Source organism: Sphingomonas sp. PP-CE-3G-477, assembly GCF_003050745.1.
Taxonomy (GTDB): domain Bacteria; phylum Pseudomonadota; class Alphaproteobacteria; order Sphingomonadales; family Sphingomonadaceae; genus Sphingomonas.
In genome coordinates this window covers 202,503-223,214 of sequence record NZ_QAOF01000006.1, presented here as the reverse complement: position 1 = coordinate 223,214, position 20,712 = coordinate 202,503, and the positions used below count along the sequence as shown (strand labels likewise).

At 64.7% G+C, this 20,712-nt stretch carries 18 protein-coding genes; 7 read left to right on the top strand and 11 right to left on the bottom strand.

Translation table 11 applies throughout. The features are described from left to right. Positions 1-177 precede the first annotated feature (177 nt). From C8J45_RS19285 to C8J45_RS13700, 4 genes are all read right to left on the bottom strand, one after another. Positions 178-1,167, bottom strand: coding sequence for a nuclease (locus C8J45_RS19285; protein WP_181321223.1), 990 nt, complete (start codon positions 1,165-1,167; stop codon positions 178-180). Between the two features lie 17 nt (positions 1,168-1,184). After that, positions 1,185-2,366 (bottom strand): YdcF family protein, encoded by a 1,182-nt coding sequence (locus C8J45_RS13710; protein WP_258191452.1) that lies wholly within the window; start codon positions 2,364-2,366, stop codon positions 1,185-1,187. Then, positions 2,363-4,882, bottom strand: coding sequence for a TonB-dependent receptor (locus tag C8J45_RS13705; protein WP_107963702.1), 2,520 nt, complete (start codon positions 4,880-4,882; stop codon positions 2,363-2,365). Before C8J45_RS13705 ends, C8J45_RS13710 begins: the two co-directional genes overlap by 4 nt. A 287-nt stretch (positions 4,883-5,169) precedes the next feature. After that, positions 5,170-5,940: a LysR substrate-binding domain-containing protein gene (locus C8J45_RS13700; RefSeq protein WP_181321222.1), complete on the bottom strand. Its 771-nt coding sequence runs from the start codon at positions 5,938-5,940 to the stop codon at positions 5,170-5,172. Positions 5,941-6,110: 170 nt separating this feature from the next. Between C8J45_RS13700 and C8J45_RS13695 the strand changes: the two genes are divergently transcribed. Further along, positions 6,111-6,431, top strand: a complete 321-nt coding sequence (locus tag C8J45_RS13695) for a TetR/AcrR family transcriptional regulator (protein ID WP_107963700.1) — start codon at positions 6,111-6,113, stop codon at positions 6,429-6,431. Positions 6,432-6,638: 207 nt separating this feature from the next. Here C8J45_RS13695 and C8J45_RS13690 read toward each other — a convergent pair whose 3' ends face one another. Together C8J45_RS13690 and C8J45_RS13685 are read right to left on the bottom strand one after the other, a co-directional pair. Next, positions 6,639-7,124, bottom strand: coding sequence for a hypothetical protein (locus C8J45_RS13690; protein ID WP_181321221.1), 486 nt, complete (start codon positions 7,122-7,124; stop codon positions 6,639-6,641). A gap of 20 nt (positions 7,125-7,144) precedes the next feature. After that, the gene (locus C8J45_RS13685) at positions 7,145-7,939 is read right to left on the bottom strand and encodes a DUF4198 domain-containing protein (RefSeq protein WP_107963698.1); all 795 of its coding nucleotides are present in this window, start codon (positions 7,937-7,939) and stop codon (positions 7,145-7,147) included. Positions 7,940-8,074: 135 nt separating this feature from the next. Between C8J45_RS13685 and C8J45_RS13680 the strand changes: the two genes are divergently transcribed. Beyond that, positions 8,075-10,159, top strand: coding sequence for a TonB-dependent receptor domain-containing protein (locus C8J45_RS13680; RefSeq protein WP_107963697.1), 2,085 nt, complete (start codon positions 8,075-8,077; stop codon positions 10,157-10,159). A gap of 33 nt (positions 10,160-10,192) precedes the next feature. Continuing rightward, complete coding sequence (locus tag C8J45_RS13675) at positions 10,193-10,930, top strand: energy transducer TonB (protein ID WP_107963696.1); 738 nt, start codon at positions 10,193-10,195, stop codon at positions 10,928-10,930. 230 nt (positions 10,931-11,160) lie between these two features. Here the strand turns inward: C8J45_RS13675 and C8J45_RS13670 are convergent, their stop codons facing one another. Further along, positions 11,161-11,844, bottom strand: a complete 684-nt coding sequence (locus tag C8J45_RS13670) for a hypothetical protein (RefSeq protein ID WP_107963695.1) — start codon at positions 11,842-11,844, stop codon at positions 11,161-11,163. A 101-nt stretch (positions 11,845-11,945) separates the two neighbouring features. Continuing rightward, positions 11,946-12,773 (bottom strand): alpha/beta fold hydrolase, encoded by an 828-nt coding sequence (locus C8J45_RS13665; RefSeq protein ID WP_219907379.1) that lies wholly within the window; start codon positions 12,771-12,773, stop codon positions 11,946-11,948. 265 nt (positions 12,774-13,038) lie between these two features. On the opposite strand from C8J45_RS13665, the gene C8J45_RS13660 reads away from it, so the two are divergent. Next, positions 13,039-14,055, top strand: coding sequence for a GlxA family transcriptional regulator (locus C8J45_RS13660; RefSeq protein WP_107963693.1), 1,017 nt, complete (start codon positions 13,039-13,041; stop codon positions 14,053-14,055). 140 nt (positions 14,056-14,195) lie between these two features. On the opposite strand, the gene C8J45_RS13655 is transcribed toward C8J45_RS13660, so the two are convergent. Together C8J45_RS13655 and C8J45_RS13650 are read right to left on the bottom strand one after the other, a co-directional pair. Beyond that, positions 14,196-15,140 carry an NAD(P)/FAD-dependent oxidoreductase gene (locus tag C8J45_RS13655; RefSeq protein ID WP_107963692.1) on the bottom strand — a complete coding sequence of 315 codons (945 nt, stop codon included), beginning with the start codon at positions 15,138-15,140 and terminating at the stop codon, positions 14,196-14,198. A gap of 128 nt (positions 15,141-15,268) precedes the next feature. After that, positions 15,269-16,372: an aldo/keto reductase gene (locus C8J45_RS13650; RefSeq protein WP_107963691.1), complete on the bottom strand. Its 1,104-nt coding sequence runs from the start codon at positions 16,370-16,372 to the stop codon at positions 15,269-15,271. A gap of 95 nt (positions 16,373-16,467) precedes the next feature. Between C8J45_RS13650 and C8J45_RS13645 the strand changes: the two genes are divergently transcribed. The 3 genes from C8J45_RS13645 to C8J45_RS13635 all read left to right on the top strand — a co-directional run bounded on the left by C8J45_RS13645 (position 16,468) and on the right by C8J45_RS13635 (position 19,635). Continuing rightward, entirely contained in the window at positions 16,468-17,355 is an 888-nt protein-coding gene (locus C8J45_RS13645) for a LysR family transcriptional regulator (RefSeq protein WP_181321219.1), read from the top strand. Positions 17,356-17,602: 247 nt separating this feature from the next. Next, a complete protein-coding gene (locus C8J45_RS13640; protein ID WP_107963689.1) occupies positions 17,603-18,220 on the top strand; it encodes a hypothetical protein in 618 nt (205 codons plus the stop codon). An 8-nt stretch (positions 18,221-18,228) separates the two neighbouring features. Next, a complete protein-coding gene (locus C8J45_RS13635) occupies positions 18,229-19,635 on the top strand; it encodes a hypothetical protein (RefSeq protein WP_146168624.1) in 1,407 nt (468 codons plus the stop codon). Positions 19,636-19,720: 85 nt separating this feature from the next. On the opposite strand, the gene C8J45_RS13630 is transcribed toward C8J45_RS13635, so the two are convergent. After that, positions 19,721-20,614 (bottom strand): LysR family transcriptional regulator, encoded by an 894-nt coding sequence (locus C8J45_RS13630; protein ID WP_107963687.1) that lies wholly within the window; start codon positions 20,612-20,614, stop codon positions 19,721-19,723. Positions 20,615-20,712: the final 98 nt, after the last annotated feature.

The following is a 20,712-nucleotide window of genomic DNA, read 5'->3' as shown; positions in this document are numbered from 1 at the left end:
ACTCCCCGCGCTGCCACCGGTCCCAAATCTCGGATCGCTGTGCCGCCGAGTAGTAAATCCGCTGACGCTGCTTCATCCCCACACTCCTCCTCCTCAAAGAATGAAGTGTTGCGACCACCCGTTGAACCCACCCCGGATAGCGGACGTTGGCAGGTCGATCATCTTCGCTTGCTGCAGTCAGTCAGGTGCCGAGCCCGTTTCGGTGTTGAAGCGAGGGTTTTCGAAATCGATCGGTGAGGGACGTGTTTCGGCGGGCGCTGTGGCACTCTCGGACCATGCACGGCAGAGCATGTCACGAAGCATTGCCGCCCCCGCAGCCGTTTGATCGTAAACGAGCGCACGTACGTCCCCATCGGCGAAATTGGAAAAGCCGTCCCGCTTTTCCAATTTATAGACGCGCTCCATCTTGTCGCCGGAGTCGTTGAGAAAGGCGAGTATTCCATCGAACATGTCGCCTTTGCGATGACCGGGCATGCCTATCCGTGGTGCAATGTCCGACGCGGTCAGCTTCATTCCATCGACGAAGCGGCTTTCGAACCGGCCGTGGATCGACTTGTCGGTCGTGTAGCCGTTCGGATTGGCCCCGCGCCAGCCGTCGCTGTTGACCGAGTCATGCAAAGGTTGCGCGCCGTCGCCGATATAGTGACCGAGGCGGATGACGTCGAAGGCGCAGTGCTGCTCGGCGAATGCGGCGTCCCGGCCCACCGCCTGCGCGGCACGAACGTCGCGCATGCAGACGATGATCCGCTCATAGGCCTCGATCGCCGCATAAGGGAGGGTTCCAGTCCAGCGTACGTTGGTGCGCGCCGCGGTGGCAGGATCGGTACGCTCGATCTTCTCGTGCTGTTTGAACACCGCGATGACGAATTCGTAGCGCGATCGGGGGATCGGCTTCAGGAAGGTGAACTGCTCCCGGAACCACCCATGGTTCGGATCCTCCTCGATCTTCGAGAAGTTTTCGGACGACCCACGCCACGCGTCCGGCAGCGACGCCGATGCTGCGATGTAGTCGACATGCCGTCGCAGGAAGACCGGGCCGTCATTAGGGATTGCGTCGATCGCCGCGCGGTCGATGACGGCGTGCGCGGCGCCGCCCCAAGCCTGCGCCGAAGAGGGTATCCATGACACGACAAGTGCGGCGATCGTGGTCAACAGGGCAGGGCGCATCACAGGTTCCAGACGGGTCAGGGATCGAGGGGATCGCGCGGATCGACCCGCAGGGATAGCGGCGAAGGCCGGAACTCCAGTTCATTAGGCGACAGTCGCTCTCCGACCTGCCCGGGAACGTAGCCGAGTTCTGTAAGGTTTCGCTGCGCGAACGCGGCGCCGGCGATCGTCTCGCTCTGGCCCGGATTGCAGACGATCAGCGCGTCCTTGTCGAACGGCGCGCCGAGAGTGGCAAGCAAACGGGTCGCGTTGCGCAGGTTGGTCGTGGTGTGCCGCGCATAGGGTTCGAGGACGATCGCGTCCGCCGGTATGCCGTAGCGTTCGATCAGCGCGGCGCGCATCTGCTCGGCCTCGGTGAACCGGGTGGCGCGGGGATGGGCGCGTCCGCCGGTCACGATGATCAGCGCGATGTCGCCCCGGGCGAAGCGATCCGCGGCAAGGCGGACATGGTATTTGCCGAACGGGCTCAGCGCGGTGTCGGGCGTCTCGGGGCCGACACCGGTGACGATCATTGCTGTGTAATGCCACCGCTTCCAGTCGAGCGACCGCGCGCGCTTTACGGCGGCGGCGTTCAAGCCTCCGGTCAGTGGATCGAAGCCGATCGCATCGGTTCGGTCGCTGACGTCGAGCAAGGACAATGCGAAGTCCATACTTGGGTCGAGTGCCTGTGCCGATCGCGCACGGGACGTGCGCGACAGCCAGTCGGCGGCCTGCAATCGCGCGCGCGTTTCCGACGGATCGATCGGGCCGGCCCCATCGATCTGTGGGTAACGTGGTAGCTGGCCAAGACCGAAAGTGCGGAGGACGACGTTGATCCCCTCGATCTCGCGCTTGGCCTGCGCCGCAGCGCCGTCATCGGCGGACGACATGTGCTCCGGCATTCCCGCGGCGAGAGTTGCGGACTCGGACGGCGTCCAGACCAGTGCCTGCGTGATGCAGGTCAGGTCGTCGGCACAGGCGGTCCGCCGCCCGGCGCGCGTCGCCAGCATTGCCGCGACGGCAGGGTTCGCTTTCAGCCTGTCGAGCGCCGCCGGATCTGCGCCGATCGCGTCGAACAGCGGGAACAGCCGGCGCGACAATGCGCCGATCAAGCGGTCGCCGACCGGCTTGGCCACTATCCGCGCGACCACCGGCTCGGCGTCAGCCGGTACGCACGCAATGCCGACGATCGCCGCGGCAAGCGCCAAGCCGTATCTCACCAGGATTTGCCGACGACGAGCCGGACGTTGCGACCGAAGATCGGACGGCCGTAAATCGCTTCCGAACTACCCTGGCCGCTCAACTGATCGGTACGCGTGTTCCCTTCGGTCAGCCCGTGCGCGTTGAACAGATTGTCGCCGACCACCTGCACCTGCCACGTGCCATGCCGCACCGTCACGCCCGCGCCGGTCGTGCCATAGGCTGGCAGTGCGGTGTTGTTGTACAGGTCGACGAAGCGCTTCCCCATATAGGTGTAGCGACCATAGATCGACACCGCGTTGTCGCCGAGATCGAAGTCGAAGCTCGGGCGGATGTTGCCGTAGATCTTCGGCTGGCGGACGATCTGCTTGCCCTCGGCCTGGACGGGATCTGCGCCGGTCGAACTCTGGAAGTTCTTGTATTTGGGGTCGCTGATCGTCAGCGCGCCGTTGAGCGAGAACCATGACGTCAGCGCGAGCGATCCGTCGAACTCGATGCCCTTGACCTGCGCCTCGCCGATGAAGGGGATGTTGACGTCGTTGCGCCCCGTGCTCGGGTCGAACGCCAGGAACGACGCATTGAGCGGATCGAAATTGGTATAGAAACCGGTGACGTACAGATACGAACGCCCCGCCGCGAGCTTCAATCCGGCTTCGTACTGATCGGCGATCGTGGTGAGGATGGTCGGGTTGATGCTCATTACCGTCTGCACGCTCGGTGGTGTCTCGAGATGCGAGGCGCGACCATATACGCCGATATGCCGGTTGAAGTCGTAATTGGCGCCCGCGGTCCAGTTGGTGACGTGCGGCTTGCCGGTCTGGTTGATGATGTTGCCGGTGAACGCACGCGTCGTGTCATCGGCCAGCGTGCCGGCGTTGCCCAGGTTGGCGGGGCCCGTCAGCGCGGCATAGCCCTTGTAGCTGTAGCGCTCGTGGCGGACGCCCGCGTCGAACCGCAGGCCGGGGAGGATTTCCCACGTATCGTTGGCGAACACCGCGATCATCTTCGCATCGGAATTCCCGCCGGTCAGCGTCGCGGCATAGTTGAGCACGCCATTGTCGGTGACAGAGCCAATGCGCGTTCCGGCGGCATTATAAGCTATCAAATCGAGCGTGCGTGGCTTGCCCGCCACCTCGATGAGGTAATTCTGATAGATCGTCCGGCTGTCCTCGCCGTAGAGGCTGCCATACACGCCGAGCTTCAGATCGTGGCTGCCGAAGCCGGTCTCGAACTTCTTGGCGACCGACAGGTTGATCTGGTTGGAGTAGAATTTCGAATGGATGTCTCGGTACTGGCCCTGCACGACCAGACCGGAGGCGGCGTAGGGATCGTAGACCGTGCTGGTGCCGGCCAGCACATAACCGAGCGACGCAACCGGACCGAACGCGGTCGTCGTGCGTTCGCGATAGCCGCTTGCAAAGCTGTTCGCATCGACCGGGTTGGTGGTCGAGTAGAACGCGTTGAAATCGAGCTTGCCCATCGTGAAGCCTGCCTTGGCGGAGACCAGCCAGCCATCGAGATCGGCATCATATTGCGTACCGATGTTGATCATTCGCATATGGCGACCGTCGGCGAGGTCGCTCGACTCGTTCTGGACCACGCCCGCCCCGTCGCGGTAGCGCAAATTGACGCTGCGCAACGCCGGCGAGTTCATCGTGCCGGAGAAATAGTCGATATATCGATCGAGCGAGACCGCCGGATTGCGCGGGTCGGCGGTCGGGATGGGTAGATAGAACACGTTGTGATCGTTGACGTAGTTGACGCTGAGCCGGAGCGAGCCGTTGTCGAGGTCATGCTTAATGTTGGCGCGGAACTGCCCTCCCTTATCGTTGGGAAAGCCATTGTCGCGGTAACCGTCGTGATAGCGAACGAACCCGCCGACCGCGTAATAGGTCTTTCCGCCGAGAGGGCCCGACTGGACGATATCTGCACGGTAGAGCCCGGTATCGCCGACCGTGACCTGCGCCTTGCCGCGCACCTCGTCGCGCCCCGTCACCTCGATCGCGTTGACGATCGCACCCGAATAGCTGGCGTAGACGGGGGCGGGACCGCCGCGGACGACTTCGACTCGCTCGGTCATCAGATCGGGCTTCAGGATCGCGTCGCCGCGGAAGAACACGCCGTCATTCTCATGGAACAGCGGCAAGCCGTCCTGCTGGAAACTGACGAAGCCACCGTCGTTCGGCAGGCCGCGGATACGGTAGATGTTCTGGACTTCGCCGCCGGTGATCTCGGTCTGGAAGCCCGGCAACTGTCCGATCAGGTCTGCGAAGTTTACGGGTGCGATCTTCTCGATGTCAGCCTGCGAGACGACGTTGATCGCATAGGACGCGTCGAAGCGGCGTTGCGCGCGCGTCGAACCGGTGACGATAATGTCGCTCTTGGCGTCCTCGGGTGCCAAGGCGGGGCCATTTGCGTCGACTGGATTGGCTTCGGTCGCTGCGACAGGGGCAGCGGTCTGAGCACATGCCGGCGTGGCGATCGCGGTGCTCATCGCGATGAACGCGGCACCACATGCGAGAACGGATTTGAGCATGAACCCCCCACAGGAACTCTGATTTGGCAAAATGCCGACCCGGTTCCGTTGGGGGGGAATTGTTACATCTTGAATTAAATGACCAAAAAAAGACCAATTCTACTACGTTCGGCACTCGGGCAGCCGGTCCTCTCGTTATCGGTGCTCGGTCCCGCCGCGGAAATATTGGTTGTGGCTCCGCATTGCTATGCCGGTAACAGCCACCAAACCGCTTCAACCGGTGATGGGATGGAGAGTGCGTTCGCTGCTTGGCCGGTGCTGCACCCGCGACGCTCGGGAGCGAGAGGTCACTGCGGCGCAGTGATGATGAGGGGGAGGGGGACGGCGGAGCTTCCCTTCGTACCACCGGCTCCGCAGGCGGATGCCCACAGCGCCTCGGACACCTTCGACAACGCTATCGCCGGCCGGACGAGGGCGATTGCAATCTTGGTCGAATATGTAACATCGGTTGCCAGTATGACCTTGCCAACTACAAGCGCCGACTGCGCCAGCGAGAGCGGCACCCACGCGACACCGCGCCCGTCGATCGCCATCGATAGCAGCGCGGCCGCAAGCCTCGACTGCAGCACCATTTCGAGAGGGGGCGCTAGGCCGCGGGACGCCCAATCGGCTTTCAGGATTCCCCCCAGGCCAGATTCCGAACTGTAGGCCAGGTATGGCACCACGGGGGCGTCCAGTGTCCATCTTGGCGCGCCGGCCTCATCCGGCTGGCACAGCGGCACGAGCAGATCCTCGCCCACTTCGACGCGCAGGAAATCCTGCGTGTCGAGCGACGTCGACAGGAGTGGATGATGATGCGAGAGCAGGAAGGAGGCTTCCCCGCGCTGCATCATCCGCTCGCATGCCTGCATGCTGTCGGACTTCAGGTTGATCGGCTCGTGCGGCGCGTGCTCGACGATCCAATGCGGGAAGAACGTGAACGATAGTGCGTGGGTCGCGGCGACCGTGAGGACCGACGCCGCTTGATCCACGGCCTCCAGCGCTGCGGCACGTGCCCGATACAGGTCGCGTACCGAGACCTGGAACGTCGGTTCGCCGTCGGGCACGCTTTCGAACACGTTGCTGGTCCAGCAGGCCTTCGTCGATGGCACGTGGCAGGTCGGGCAAGTCGACGTCGGCGCCCGCGTCGGTCGGTAGGTCTTTATCGAGGGATCGAACCTGCTGTTGGCGAACCGCGACAACAACGCGGTGCAGACCAGTCTGACCGGCGTGCATCGCCGAAAGCGGCGTGGCGAAGATGATTTTTTACAAGCACTTCCCGTCCAAGGCGCGACTGATCGCCGAGTATCTACGGCACAAGACCGTCGTCTGGTCGGAGATGCTCGCGACTGTGACGGAACGCCCCGGCCTGTCCCCGGTCGAGCGCATACTGGCGATCTTCAACGTGCTGGACGTATCGTTCCAGAAGCCACCGTTCCGCGGATGTCCGTTCGTGAAAGGGCTCGCCGAGTTCGGTCCGGATGCGGACTCGCTCGAAGTCCACGCCACGATCGCCGCCTATTTTCAGAGCCTGTATGAGCTGGTCGCCGATATCGTCGCTCCCCTGTAACCGACGCGATCCCGCTCGTCCTTCCGGCTTGGCCTTATGACGGAATCTCCAACTGGCGTGGGCCAACCATGAACCAGGGCTGCGTAGCTGGAAACGGTGATCGAGCCGCGTCGCGTACGCTTCGGCGCAGCAGATGGGAGCGCTTCGTCGTGCCGAAGCGCTATCCCGCCCGCTTATCGATGCTGGTTGAGGATATTGCGCTCGCGCTCAACTCCCTTCGGCGTTGCGCGCCTTGCGGCGTGCTTCGGTCGCGGCTGTATCGCTTGCGGTGATCACGCCATTCTTGTCGGCATCGTTCATCGCAAAGGCGCGCGCGCCCGATACGTCGTATTCCGCCTTTTCCATGCGCAGGTTCTTGTTCGTGTCGAGTACCCCGAAGCGGACGTGCGTCTGGCGCACCTGGCGTTGGCGTTCCTCCGTCTTCTTCTCGTCGGTCATGTCGGAATGCGCGAGATCGGCTTCGAGCCGCGCCTGATATTCGGAGAGATATTCGGCATCGGAGACCCAGCCGTCGCCGTTCCCGTCGGTCGCCTTGAACCGCGCGTCGCGTGCGGCGTCGAATTCCGCGCGGGGCACCTGTCCGTCATGGTTGGTATCGTGCTCCTGCAGGAACGTCTTGGGGTCGTGGGACGCGGCGAGGACGGGGGCGGCAAGCGTGACGGCGCAGGCGACGGCGAGAAGGCGTAAGGTCATCATGGTCTCCGTGGAAAGGCTCACGCCGCGTCGAACGCGAGCGTGTAGGTGTAGCTGCGGTATGGCGTCTCGGCACCCGTCGGCGCGGTCGTCCGGTGGCGGACGAGGATGAGGTAATCGCCGGCGTCGTCGGGTTTCAGCGTGAACTTGCCCGCGGCGTCGGACTTCAGTTGCGCCGCGACCTTGCGGCCGTCGTGGTTGCCCGCGGCGCGGAACAGCGTGACGTCGGTGCCGCCGAGCGGCTTGCCGTCGAACAGCAGCACGAACGCCGCGTCCGACCCCGCGGCAATGCTGCTGGGATGCGTGATCGGCTGTATCTCGAGGCCTTGGTTGCGTGGTTTCAGCGCGGCGTTGCTGGGTTGGCCGCGCGTGACATAGGCATCGGCCAGTGTCGTGCTCTGAACCGCGACGGGCGTGGCGCCGGCGGGTGGCTTGCCGTCTTCGCCGCCCATGACCCACTTGCCGTCCACCCGAAACATCGTGCCCTTGCGGCCAAGTCGCTGGCCGCTGGTGATCCGATAGGTGCCGGGCGTCTTCAGATCGGCCTCGAAAATCGCGAGATCACGCATGTAGGTGATCGGGCCGACCGGGCCTGCGCTGCCATCGGGGAGCACGAGCGCGAACGGCGCATCGCGCATGGCGATTTCGGGAACGAACGCATCTTCGCCGAACGTCGCCTGCACCGTGACGTGATCGCGCTGGCCCGTATCGAACGCGCTCGGCAGCACCTGCGGCATGTGCGCGCCCGCACCGGTCGTGCTGCCAAGCAGCATGACGGCGCCCAACGCTGCGACGCGGTTTCTGATGGTTTTCATGTGATCGCCCCTCTGTTCTGCCGCTCCAATATCGCTAATGAGAATCTGTTGCAATATCAATTTCGGCCGCTATTGAAGCCGCCATCGTTACGGGGGCAGCGCATTCGCTGGCCGCCACCACCGGGGGTTATCACCATGCGTCGTCTCACCAGCCTGCTGCTCGCCAGCGCGACCCTGCTCACGCTGCCATTATCTGCCACCGCGCAGACCACGCAGGCCGAGGGCACGCCTGCGGACGAAACCACGCAGCTGTCGCTCGATCGCCTTGTGATCTCGGCCGGTGCGGAGAAGGTCGCGATCGACACCCCGCAGGCGGTGACGGTGCTCGACCAGGACGATATCGACCAGCTTCAGGCCACCACGATCGGCGACATGCTCGAGGGCATTCCGGGCGTCAGCGTGCAGGGGGGGGCGAGCGCACTCGGCCAGGGGTTCAACATCCGTGGCCTTGGCACCGGGCTCGCCGATTCCGACAGCCGCATCCTGATGACGGTCGACGGCGTGACCAAATTCTTCGAGCAATACCGGATGGGCGCGTTCTTCAGCGAGCCCGAACTCTACAAGCGCGTCGAGGTGCTCCGTGGACCCGCATCATCGACGCTGTACGGCGCGGGCGCACTGGCCGGCGTCGTCAACTTCACGACCAAGGACGCGTCGGATTTTCTGAGCAACGGTGACAAGGTCGCGGTCCGCCTCAAGGCCGGCACCGAAACCAACGCCGAAGCCACCGTACTGTCGGGGATCGTCGCGTTCCAGCCGGTCGAGGCGGTCGAACTGCTCGGCACCTACAACCGTCGGCGCGCCGGCAATTACGAGGACGGCAATGGCAATCTGGTGATTCCGTCAAACGCGACATCGGACTCGTGGCTGGTCAAGGCACGCGTGGCGATCGGCGGCAATCGCAAGCACGCCTTTTGGGCATCGTACCAAGACTGGGTGAGCGACAGCACGCAGATCTACGACCAGTCCGAAGCGCTCGCCACCACACCGGTGCGCCGCGACGTCCACGACAAGACCGCGGTGGTCGGTTATGAAAACGACTTCAACGGCAGCACCTTGTTCAACGTCGAGGCGCAGGCGTCCTATGCGGATTCCAACATCCACCAGACCGAGACGACTTTCCTCGGCGCGCTCGATTATTCCGAATTCTCCTACGCGACCAAGCAGGCCAAGCTGCAGAACCGGTCGAGCTTCGATCTCGGCGGCGACTGGAACGCGTTCCTGTTCCTCGGCGGCCAGTGGAGCGAGCAGAAACGCCGCAACCCACGGAAAAGCTCGGTGACGGGGATCATCACCCCAGGTGGCCCGACGCATCCCGAAGGGGACATGAGCAAATATGGAGTGTTCGGCCAACTCGAGGTCTTGTGGTCCGACAAGCTGACGATCATCCCCGGCGTGCGCGTCGACTGGACCGATCTGAAGCCCGGCCAGACGCTGACCGGCGGGGTGCTCGTGCCGATCCCGGGCGCTGCCCGCGTGAAGGACAGCGGCGTCTCACCGAAACTCGCGGGGATCTATGCGCTGACCGACTGGTTCTCGCTGTTCGGCTCGGTCGCGCATACCGTGCGCATGCCCGTGCTCGACGAACTCTACAGCCGCACCAGTGCCACCGCGACCAATACCAGCCTCAACCTGCGCCCCGAGGAATCGAACAATTACGAGGGCGGCTTCACGTTGTCGTTCAACGGCGTGCTCGGCGAGCGCGACAAGCTCCGTATCAAGACCACCGCGTTCCAGAACGACATCAAGAACCTGATCACGCGCGGGACGGCCAATTCCGCCTATTTCGTCAATGTCGGACGATCGCGTTTCAAGGGTGTCGAGGTCGAGGCCGAATATGGTGCGGGCGGCTTCTTCGCGCGCGGCAACCTGGCGATCATCGACGGCAAGGACCGGCTCAACGATGTGTATCTGAACACCGTGCCGGCGAACGAATATCGCCTGACGCTCGGTTATGCCGATCCCGTCTCGGGCCTGTCGGGCGGCTGGACCGGGGAGTTCGCGGAGAAGCAGACCAAGGTTTCTAGCGTGGCGCTCGCGACACCGGGTTATGCGGTGCAGAACCTGTTTCTCGCGTTCAAGCCGCGCATCGGCGACGCGAAAGACTTCGAGTTCCGCATCGGCATCGACAACGTGTTCGACAAATATTTCCAGCGGCATTTGTCGTCACTGCCGGCCGAAGGGCGGACGTTCAAATTCTCCGTCGCCAATACCTTCTAGGCGACGGAGGTGCGCGCGTCGTTCCGTATCGGTATGCCTGCGCTTGCGGCGTTGCTCGTCAACGGAGCATTGCTCGCCGCGCTGCTGACGCTCGGCGTGGGGCAACGCGCACCACGCAAGGAACGGGCGACGCTCACCGTGATGGACCTTGCGGTGCTGCAGGGGGCGGAAGACGGCGCGGACGAGGCCGAAGCAGTCGATCCGCCGGCCGCGGCAAGCGCGGTGACGCCTGCGCCACACGTCCCGGCGCCTGCGGTCGTCGCGCCGCCGCCGGTATCGGCACCCGCGGCGATCCCGGCGCCGGTAACACCGCCGTCGGTATCGGTGCCGTCGACCGCGCCCTCGACCGCGCCGGTGGCTTCGCCGGCCGATCGCGCGGCAGCCCCCGCGAACTCGGTCGCAAATGCCGCCGCTGCTCCCGCCTCTGCGCCTGCCCGTCGCGGCGCGCGCGACGGGCTCGATGCGAACGCGCCGCCGGGCACCAGCCGTTCCTATGCGGCCAAGGTGCGATCATGGCTGCTCGCGCACAAAACCTATCCCAAACACGCGCGGATGCGGCGCGAGGAGGGGGTGGTGCGCGTGTTCTTCGTGATCGATCGTACAGGACGGCTGATCGAGGGCAGGGTGCTTGCCGCCTGCGGGCGGGCGGCGCTAGACGATGAGGCGGCGGCGATGTTGCGCCGCGCGTCGCCCTATCCTCCTGCGCCGAACGACCTGCCCGGCGAGCGGTTCGAAATCACCGCGCCGGTCGACTTCGTCCTGCCGGGTTGACCGACCGATGCGCAAATTGGTGAATCATGGTCGTGCCCAGCATTCTCCAGCGTACGTCTCGCGGTTTTCGGTAGCGAGATCGGGGTAATCCGGCGCGCCAGCACGCTGTCACGCTTTCCCTGTTACGCTGGAACATGGGTCGGTCCGAAAATGCTCCGGATGCCGTTCGCTATCGGCCCTTATTCCGTGCTTCGTAGCTGATCGACGAGATCCTGTTTCCAAGGAGCCAGTCATTCCGCGAATGGGCCGGCGGCAATCGCGTCGACCCAGGACGGGGCGCGGTAGTCGGGGACGTAGCGCTCGCCGAAATCGCGGATGAAGGTGTCGTAGGTGGATTCGGGTTGGCGCGTGGCCATCGCGATCGCGCAACCGGCGAATTCGCGCTTGAAATCGAGCCGGGGAACCGCGTCGATCACCGCGGCGATCTCGGCCGGGTCGAGCATCGCATAGCCGCCGACCCCGAAATCCACGCCGATCCCGCGCGAGGACAACGCGACCTCGGTTTCCTTGAACAGGCTGATCGAGTGCGTGACGGGCAGCGCGATACCGTCCCACACGAGTTGCGCGCGGCGATCGTCGAAGCCGAGATCGCGGACGAATGCGCGCGCGACGTTGGCGCCGTTGACCTCGAACCGGTGCGGTCCTTCGCCGTGCTCCGTGAAGCCCATGTCGTGCAGCAACGTCGTCACCGCGACGATCTCCGCATCGAACGGCTCGGCACGCCGCGCGCCGATCTTGGCGGCGAATATCCACGATCGCGTCACGTGGTTGAACAGGACGGGCGACATCCGCGTGCGGGCGAACTCAAACGCTTTCAGGATTGCCGGCGTTTCGGCAAGGTCGGCGAAGCGATCGCGCAACTGCCCGTGGGACAGGGTGACGGATCCGGGCGCGGTGACGTCTGCGATGGACATGGCGGTTCTCCCGCGCGCTCGCGTGTCGCGGCGGCGTGACGGAAAGGGGCGGAGATGGCGGGCGGACGATCGCCGCCCGCCATACTCGTCCGGGATTCGGTTCAGCTGCGGATGAATGCCAGGATATCGGGATTCAGCACGTCGCCGTGGATCGTCGCCATCCCGTGCGGATAGCCCGGATAGGTCTTGATCGAGCCGTTCTTGAGCAGCTTGACTGCGAGCCGCCCGGTCGTGTCGATCGGACAGACCTGGTCGTCCTCGCCGTGCAGGATCAGCACGGGCTGGTCGATCGATTGCAGGTCGGCGGTGAAATCGGTATCCGCGAATGCGGTGATGCAGTCATATTGCGCCTTGATGTCGCCGACCATCGCCTGCCGCATCCAGTTGGCCGAGACCGCGGGCATCACCTTGGCGTCGGGGCGGTTGAAGCCGTAGAACGGCCCGGTCGCAAAGCCGTTGTAGAAGTCCGCGCGATTGGCGGCGACACCGGCGCGGATGCCGTCGATCGCTTCGGGCGGCACGCCGTTGGGATTGGTCGGCGAACGCCCCAGCCGTGGTGGGATCGCGCCGATCAGCACCGCCTTGGCGACGCGACCGTTGCTGCCGTATTTCGCGACATAGCGGATCGCTTCGCCACCGCCGGTCGAGTGGCCGATATGGATCGCATTGCGAAGTCCGAGATGCGAGGTGACCGCGGCGACGTCGGCAGCATAGGTGTCCATGTCGTTGCCCTTTGAGGCGGGGCTCGACCGGCCGTGTCCGCGACGATCATGCGCCACGACTCGGTAGCCGCGCTCGGCGAAATACATCATCTGTGCATCCCAATCGTCACCACTCAGCGGCCAGCCGTGATGGAACACGATAGGCTGACCGACGCCCCACTCCTTGTAGAAGATTTCGGTGCCATCCTTGACGGTTATCGTGCTCATGGTCTTGACTCCTGAGTCGTGTTGGACGTTTTTCGGTGGGCCAGCCAAGCTTTCGCCACTAAGCGCGAGTGCGGATATGATCGCGGTTCCCAAGATCATGTCGCGCCGTGAGCCACTGATTAGTGGTTGTATTTCGCAATTACTGGGCGTTCGCATGGTGTGATCCCCGAATAGTGTCGGCCTTGTTGCCTCCAACGATGTATTAACTTGCATCTAGTGATGCCGTGATCGGCCGATCCGACAAAATGCGAGGGATAAACGACAAATGGTGGCGACCCCCACTCACGCTCCCCCACCCATCGAGATCGCCATCGTCCTGCGTGAAAAGGTGATGCTCGGGATCGTGCACGGTCTGACCGACCTGTTTCGCATTACCGACGACTTGAGCCGGATACGTCTTGCCAGCGACATGCCCGTGATCCGGCTCAGCCATTTTTCCGATACCGGCGGCTCCGGAATCGTGCGGACGTTCGACACGGTTCCGGATGCGACACCGATGGATGGGCATGCCGGCCCGGATGTCATCATCATTCCACCCTGCGAAACCGCGGCGCTGGGCATCGAGCACGACAGCAAATGGTCGGACTGGCTGACCGTGCGCCACGCGGAAGGCGCGGTACTGGGATCGATCTGCGGCGGTACGTTCCTGCTTGCGCAAACCGGACTGCTCGATGGGCGTCGGGCGACGACCCATCTGATTTGCGCCCCCGATCTGGCGACGATGTTTCCCGCCGTTCACGTCGATTTCGACGCGTTGCTGACCGAGGAGGACGATCTGATCACGGTCGGCGGCGTCATGGCCTGGACCGATCTCGGGCTCGTCGTGGTTCGGCGATTGTTAGGCGCCGTCGCGATGATGGAGACCGCGCGCTTCATGATGATCGATCCGCCGGGACGCGAGCAACGCTTCTACAAGACCTTTTCGCCACAGATGGATCACGGCGATGCGGCGATCCTGAAGGCGCAAAATCAGCTTCACGCGTGCGGACCGACCAAGGCAAGCGTCACCGAAATGGCCAATTGGTCGGGACTGGAAATGCGGACGTTCGCGCGTCGCTTTCGTGGCGCTACAGGATTACGGCCCAGCGAATATCATCAACATCTACGCATCGAAAAAGCGCGCGAGCTTCTCGAAACCTCGAAAACGTCGATAAGCCAGGTTGGACAGGATGTCGGCTATGGCGACCCTGCCTCCTTCAGGCTGATCTTTTTCAAAATAACAGGGCTCAGTCCCAGCGACTACAGAAAGAGGTTCGGGCATCACCTGGTTTCGACGGACTGATACGCGAAGCGGCGGTTACGGTGCGCCGGCACGTCGCGCATCCGTTTTAACGCTCGGGATTGGGTACACCCGTTCGGGGGCCGACGCATGGTCGTATCCTGGTCCTCGGCATCGCGGCGGCGGCGCAACGGATCTAGGCATCAGCGAGGTTCTTCGGCATCCGCCGATAGTGTGCGACTTGCGAGTTCCGCGAGATGCTGCCCCGACAGCCAGGCAGCCTCGATCCGTGGTCCGAGAAGCCAGTCGCCGCAGGCGCCTAGTCGGATATCCGCGTTCCAGATCGCGCCGTGGTTCAACGCGTCGACTTTCGCATACCGCCAGCGATGGACGCTGGTCGCGATGACGGCAGGCGACCCGGCGCCGATATGCTCCGCGAACGCCGCGAGAAGCGCGCGTTGCACCGCGTCCGGAGCGTTCTCAAGATGCGCGCGCGACCAATCGGCGCTGGCCTGAAGGACCCAGGCCTCCGGTCCAGTCCGCGCTGGCTTGGCCGAGTTGCGGACGGCGGATCCGATGATGCCGAGATCCGTGAGCCGATCGCGATCGATCGGTACGGGGCCGTCGAATGCTGCCATGACGGTCCAGCACGGATCGGAGACGGCAGAGCGGGCTGCATCGGCCAGCGCGACATCGTGGGCGGCAACCAGGGGCGCGACCTGTTCGGCGGGCACCGCGACGATCGCCGCGTCGAACCGTTCGTTGCCCATCCGCCATTCGCCGTCATGAGTCAGGGTGTCGATGGCCGTGTTCCAGCGGACGTCGCCGTCGCTCGCCATCGCGCGGATCGGCGCGTTCATCGCCGGCGTCCCGACCCACGCATCCGCGCCGGCGGGCGACCAGCATGCGACGTGGCCGTCTTGCGCCCAATGCTCGACCTGCGCGACGAACGCGGGGTCGCGTGCCGTCAGATATTGCGCGCCGTGATCGAACGCGGCTTCACCCAGCGGGGTGTCGATGCGGCGGGTCGACATGCGGCCACCCGGCCCGCGGCCCTTGTCGAACACGATGACATCGTGACCCTGGTGGCGAAGCGCCTGCGCGCAGGACAGGCCCGCCATTCCCGCCCCGATGATTCCGATCCGCATGACTACCCCCGTGCCGGCGTGCAGCAAACGAACTTGCTGCCGACCGGACAGCTTCAAACGCGGAGTTTGTCGATTGGAGCCGACCACGCGTAGATTTCGTCTCAGGCGGGCGGCTCCAGGATGACGGTTCAGCTTCGAACGTCTCCGCCGCCGAAGACGACCTGGTTGCGCACGGCAGGGGCGAACAGGCCGTAGAGAAACGGCAGGTGGCCACCGCTCACCGCATCGAGCGCAGCACGGTGCTCCGCCGACAGGGTGAGGCTGAGCGCGGCGACATTGTCGGTTACCTGCTTCGCCCGGCTCACGCCCATCAGCGTCGATGCAACGCCGGGCTGCCCGACCACCCAGGACAGCGCGACGCGCGCCGGCGTCTCGTCGATTTCCGCGGCAACGCGCTTCAGTTCGTCGAGGATCTGCCAGTTGCGCTCGGTGAACAGCGTGTCGCCGAACGGATTGTCGCCATCGAGCCGCTTGTCGTCGACGGGCCGCGCGGCGTCGTCCTGCCCGGCCTGGTTGGGGACGCCACCCGCGCGCTTCGGACCTGCCTCGACGGTCGCGCGGTCGTATTTGCCGGTGAGCAGGCCATAGGCGAGGGGGCTCCAGGGCACGAGCCCCATGCCCGCCGATCGCGCGAGCGGCAGATGCTCGGCTTCAACCCCGCGTTCGACGAGCGAATAGAAATATTGTAGGCCGATCGGCGCCGGATCGCCCTGTACCCGCGCCAGTGTCGCGAGTTCGGCGACGTACCATGCCGGGGTATTGGATATGCCCCAATAGCGGATCTTGCCCGCTGCGACGAGCGCGGTCATCGTCCGTAGCAGTTCCTCGGGCGGCGTGATGCCGTCCCAGACATGCACCCAGTACAGGTCGATGAAGTCCGTCCGGAGGCGGCGGAGCGATCCTTCGACGGACGCCAGGATGTGGCGCGCGCCATTGCCGCCCGCGTGATAGCCGCGGCCGGTCGCAAACCCCGATTTCGTCGCGATCACCAGCCGATCGCGCGATGATTGCGCAGCGACGAAACTGCCGACCATCTCTTCCGATCGCCCGCCTGCATAGACGTCGGCGGTGTCGATGAAATTGCCGCCAAGATCGGTGTAGCGATCGAACACCGCGCGGCTGCCGCTCTCGTCCAGTCCCCATCGCGGCGTGCCGAAGGTCATCGTACCGAGTGCCAGCGGGCTGACGAGAAGGCCGGAGCGGCCGAGCGGGCGATAGGTGTCGAGGTTCATGGTGGCGTCCTGCGTTGTGTCGCCTCCAGATGGACGCCGGACCGCCCGAGGATTAGATCATGTGCGGCGCATGGGTTGCTGAAGGATGTTCAGGAATGGATCGTGATCTCTGGTCCGGTCTCGCGGTGTTCGAGACGATCGTCGAGGCTGGCAGCTTCGCGCGAGCGGCGACGCGGCTTGGATTGTCCGCCTCCGCTTTGAGCCATGCGATGCGGTCGCTGGAGACGAAACTGGCCGTCCGGCTGCTCGACCGTACCACCCGGTCGCTGGCGCCGACGCCTGCTGGCGAGGAGCTGCTGGCGCGGTTGAGACCGGCGATCGCTTCGGTCGCCGGCGCGCTGGCCGATCTCGACAACGCCCGCGAACGACCGGCGGGGCGTATCCGGGTCAGCGCGCACCGGGTCGCGGCGATCTACGCCATCCTGCCGCGCCTGGCCGACTTTGCGCGCGCCTATCCCGACATCGCCGTCGAACTGGTGGTCGACGACGGGTTCGTCGACATCGTCGCGGACCGCTTCGATTGCGGGGTCCGGCATGCGCAGACGCTGCAAGCCGACATGATATCGGTCCGGATCAGCGCGCCGGTGCCGCTCGTCTTCGTTGCCGCCCCGGCCTACCTCGCCGATCATCCGGCTCCCGTCGATCCCGACGATCTCGTGGCACATCGTTGCCTGTGTTACCGGTACACGTCGTCCGGAGTCGTTCACCGATGGGAATTCGAGCGCGATGGCCGGACGATGGAACGGTCGGTCCGCGGCGACTTCATCACCAACGACATCGACGTGATGCGCGACGCCGCGGTGGCAGGGCTCGGCGTCACTTGCCTGCCGCTGCCGCACGCCGCGCTACAGCTTGCTGACGGCACGCTGGTCGAAGTGCTCGCCGGCTGGGCCCCCATACTGGCCCCGAACCACCTCTATTATCCCAGCCGACGTCAACCGACTGCCGCTTTCCAGGCCTTCGTGGCGGCGATGCGCGTCTGATCGCACGGGAGCGTTCGCCGGCGTAGGGACGGCTTAGCCCAGGTTCCAGGCACGGCTGACTTGCCGCATTCGCCGAGATTTCGCATATTAATGTGCGATCCGACGGCTACGATATCGGGGGTGTGAACCGGACCGGCAGGGGGCCTGATCACGGTTGTAGCGCAGTTCGAACCCTCGTCTTGACCGTTCCAAGATCTCGCGCGGGGCCGCCGCTGGTAAATGCTTTCTGCAAGTTTATGATGCGCGGATGGTCATTTTCTACGCCCTGGCGCTGGCGTCACTGCTTCAACTCGCCGATACTCCGAATATCTGGCCTGCTGAGACTTCGGAAGTCGACGCGATAGACTGCCGCCTCGACGTGCCCAGCTACACGCAGTTCGCCATGGCAATCGACGGCGAAGAGAACGTCGCGCAAAAACGCCGCTGGAAGCGGGTCGCCTCGCGCAATGCGTTCATGGCGGAATATGAACTGCCACACGCGATCACCGTCGTCGGCACGTACAGCACACGCCGGATTGCCTTCACGAGCAACGCGGTCGTCGCCATCCTCGATCTTCCCGACCCGACGCCGCTTGCGCGTTCCGAGCACGTCGAAAACGCCATGCCCGCCGAACCGATGATCGGCGCACTGGGTGAAGCCGGCAGGATGCTCCCCGCGCAGGCGAAGGCCTCGGTCCCGTTCCGCAAGTTCATGGGCGAGCGCATTCTGAAGGACGTCACCGAGCACGCGGGACGGGGAGAAAGCTACGGCAGCCATTTTGTCGTCGCGCGAACCGTCTCCAACGCGACGACGCATCCCGGCAAGACCTTCTACGGCTGTACCTACCGGTTCGAGATGCTCGACAAGGACGGGGCGCCACTTTGAGCCTGCGCGTGCATCGCATTGCCGCCGCGCTGCTGATGGTCGTCGCGCCGTCGGTCACGGTCGCGCAGGACACCGGGCTGGACAGCTTCACAGGGACGCTGTCGATCGAGAAGGATGAGGTCATCCTCACGCGTTGCGATCTAGGCAGCTCGCGCTATCTGCTCCGCGACGCGGCGGGCGCGACGGCGGTGGCGCGCTATCGTAAGGACGGTACGCCAGCCTATGCGGACGTCATCGCCCGCTTCAGCGAAGAGGGCAGCCGCAACGTTCTCACGGTGACCGGCTTTGCTGATCTCACGCCCGGCAAGAGCTGCCATCTTCTCGACGCGCTGGACGCGCCAAGTCAGCCCGAGGCGCCCAAGCCGAAGGATGCGTCCACCCATCGACGGATCGAGGGAAGCACGGCGACGCAGGGCTCGCTGGTCGGGCATTATTATCTCATGGGCGTGATGGAAACCGGATCGGAGCTTCTGTTGCGACCTGACGGAATGTTCGTCTGGTCGTTGAGCTACGGTGCGCTGGACCAGGATGCGCAGGGCGCGTGGCACGTCGAGCATGACGACGTCGTGCTCGTCACGGCCGCGCCGATCGTGCGAAAGCCGCTGTTTTCCTATCTCTCGACCGGGCCATGGACGGACGAAGCCGAGCAGGAACGCCGCACACGCGAGCGCAGCGCGATCGAGGCCGCCATCCGCGCGCGCTGCCCTATCTTTCCCGCACCGGAAGTCATGGCGACATCCGGGGAGGCCGGCGTCCCGGCTTTGCGCGTTCGCCGGGAGCGCGCCGCCACGGTTCTGCGCACGGCGATCGCTGCGAGGTCGACCGTCGAAACGCTTGCGGCGAGCTTGATGGCGAAGCCCGCGGCCACGGGCGCGGGTACCGATCGGCCGGGTGCGGACCGCGTGCGACAGGCTGTGCACGACTGGCTGAATGCCCGGCAGGCGGCGCTGGACGCGGCGCACGCCGCTGGCTTGCCGGAGCCCGCGCTCGCCGATCCCACACTGCCGGCGGTGTGCACGATGCCACCTGACGAGCCCGCCGAAAACACGCCCGGCTTGCCCCCCGGGCTTGGTATCCAGATCCTCGACCCGGAGTCCGATACGCCGGCTCGCGGCATCACCGTGGCGCTGCAGTTCGCCGATGGTACCGAGCAACGGCTGGTTACCGATAGGAATGGCTTGGCCCTCGTTCCCGGCGAACTGCCTGCAAACGCGGTCGGTGCGATGATCCACGCCAAGACGAAGGCGGGCGCCGCCGCGGTCAGCTTCGCACCCGTGCGCAGCGGGATCATCCGCGTCGGCATGGACATGCGACAGTTGATGGCGCGACCATTCGATACGCTGCGTCTGCGCATCGTCGGCGGCGCGCTGGTTCCGGATACCTTCGACAACGGGAGATACGAGCGGCAGCCATAGCTACGGCGAGAGCGTCCATTCAGGGCGGGTGCACGGGGGGGCGCCATCTATTAGAGGGCTGGGGTTTCCGACTGGAGCAGCCGTTTCATAGCTCGATGAACGCGGCAAGCTCGTCTGGCGTCCCTTTGGGAAAGGCTCGTTTCAGATGATCGAGAAACGCTGAAACGCGAGCGTTCAGCAGACGCCGTGAAGGGTAGAGCGCCCACAACGCCGTGTCCGGCGCGTCCACGTCGCCCCAATGCACCAGTCTGCCCGCCGCCAGATCGCGGCTGACCAGCGATACCGGCAGGCGCGCGGCGCCGGCACCCATGAGGACGGCATCGCGGACCATCACGAGCGACGACAGGTTGAGCACCGGGGCGAACGCGATCGTCTTCGGGCCAGCCTCCGACTTTACGATCCACGACGAGCGTCCCTTGTCCAATCCGTGCCCGACAGCAGGCGCCGCATCGCCGTCCTGCGGTCTTGCCACACCAGGCCCTGCTACGACGACAAGCCGGTCGTGCAGGAAGGCGCGCCCAATGAGGCTTTCGTCGGCATGCGGGTTGACGCGGATCGCCAGGTCATAGCCTTCCTCGACCATGTCGACCGAGCGGTCTTCACTCGTGACCTCCAGGACCATGTCGGGATATTGGAGCGAGAATCCCGCTGCCAGCTTACCCATCGCGATCTGCGAGAACAGCAGCGGCGCGCTGATCCGCAGCTTTCCGCGCGGCTCGCCGCCGCCCGAGGCGATCGCCGCGGTCGTTTCCTCAAGCTCTGTCAGCAGCGCGGCGGAGCGCGCGTGGAGGGTTTTGCCCTCTTGTGTGAGCTTCAGCGTCCGCGCGCCGCGCTCGAACAGGCGCAGGCCTAGTGCGGCCTCGAGCTCGGTGACCCGCCGCGAGAGTGTCGCCTTCGGCCGGCCCGTCGCCCGTGCGGCCTTGCCGACGCCGCCATGGCGGGCGACCAGGTTGAAATCGGCGAGAGCGAGAAGGTCCATATGATCCACCAGTGAGACGGGGTGTCTAGTATTGGCAGCTATCGGCGCGAATGTGGATCACTAAATATCAGGTGTCCCAAGCCACTCAGGAGCGTTTC

Excerpts from the sequence above, each read along its gene's own strand:
- C8J45_RS13685 (WP_107963698.1), bottom strand. The coding sequence starts at position 7,939 with ATGAAAACCATCAGAAACCGCGTCGCAGCGTTGGGCGCCGTCATGCTG.
- C8J45_RS13650 (WP_107963691.1), bottom strand. The coding sequence starts at position 16,372 with ATGAACCTCGACACCTATCGCCCGCTCGGCCGCTCCGGCCTTCTCGTC.
- C8J45_RS13675 (WP_107963696.1), top strand. The coding sequence starts at position 10,193 with ATGCCTGCGCTTGCGGCGTTGCTCGTCAACGGAGCATTGCTCGCCGCG.
- C8J45_RS13640 (WP_107963689.1), top strand. The coding sequence starts at position 17,603 with ATGGTCATTTTCTACGCCCTGGCGCTGGCGTCACTGCTTCAACTCGCC.
- C8J45_RS13680 (WP_107963697.1), top strand. The coding sequence starts at position 8,075 with ATGCGTCGTCTCACCAGCCTGCTGCTCGCCAGCGCGACCCTGCTCACG.
- C8J45_RS13705 (WP_107963702.1), bottom strand. The coding sequence starts at position 4,882 with ATGCTCAAATCCGTTCTCGCATGTGGTGCCGCGTTCATCGCGATGAGC.
- C8J45_RS13655 (WP_107963692.1), bottom strand. The coding sequence starts at position 15,140 with ATGCGGATCGGAATCATCGGGGCGGGAATGGCGGGCCTGTCCTGCGCG.
- C8J45_RS13645 (WP_181321219.1), top strand. The coding sequence starts at position 16,468 with ATGGATCGTGATCTCTGGTCCGGTCTCGCGGTGTTCGAGACGATCGTC.
- C8J45_RS13670 (WP_107963695.1), bottom strand. The coding sequence starts at position 11,844 with ATGTCCATCGCAGACGTCACCGCGCCCGGATCCGTCACCCTGTCCCAC.
- C8J45_RS13690 (WP_181321221.1), bottom strand. The coding sequence starts at position 7,124 with ATGACCTTACGCCTTCTCGCCGTCGCCTGCGCCGTCACGCTTGCCGCC.
- C8J45_RS13630 (WP_107963687.1), bottom strand. The coding sequence starts at position 20,614 with ATGGACCTTCTCGCTCTCGCCGATTTCAACCTGGTCGCCCGCCATGGC.
- C8J45_RS19285 (WP_181321223.1), bottom strand. The coding sequence starts at position 1,167 with ATGCGCCCTGCCCTGTTGACCACGATCGCCGCACTTGTCGTGTCATGG.
- C8J45_RS13665 (WP_219907379.1), bottom strand. The coding sequence starts at position 12,773 with ATGAGCACGATAACCGTCAAGGATGGCACCGAAATCTTCTACAAGGAG.
- C8J45_RS13660 (WP_107963693.1), top strand. The coding sequence starts at position 13,039 with ATGGTGGCGACCCCCACTCACGCTCCCCCACCCATCGAGATCGCCATC.